The 511-nt window shown below is 47.7% G+C and carries 1 protein-coding gene; it reads left to right on the forward strand.

Translation table 11 applies throughout. From position 1 onward, the window contains the following. Positions 1 to 511, forward strand: a 511-nt coding sequence (locus tag R7040_RS30130; protein ID WP_318098146.1) for a M48 family metalloprotease, incomplete at both ends; no start/stop codon positions are given.

The following is a 511-nucleotide window of genomic DNA, read 5'->3' on the forward strand; positions in this document are numbered from 1 at the left end:
TACCTGCATTGCTCATTTTGGTCATCTGATCTTGGATAACTCAAACAGCACTCGTCACGTATCACGCAGTTCTTCTGATTCAAACAAAGGCTTCGCTGTCATCATACTGATTGCGATTGTCTGCTTGGTGCTGGGTTGGTTAGGAACCTTGTTCGGCAATATGATCAAAGCAGCGATTTCGCGCCAACGCGAGTTTTTAGCTGACGCCAGTGCCGTGCAGTTCACTCGCAACGATCAAGGGATTGCGGGAGCGTTAAAGAAGATTGGCAGCAACGTTCAAGGCTCTACCTTAAACACGAAAGCCAGTGATGAAATGAGCCACATGATGTTTGGACAGAGTAAATTGTCCGGTTTCTCTAGTTTGTTCGCGACACACCCACCATTGGACGAAAGAATTCGAAGAATCGAACCCAATTGGGACGGAATCTACGCTCAACATTCTCATGCTCAAAACACGGCGTTTGATAACGAACAAGTCAGTGGCTTTGCCGTAGGTGGCGGCTCTCCTGCT

The organism is Vibrio sp. 1069, assembly GCF_033340555.1.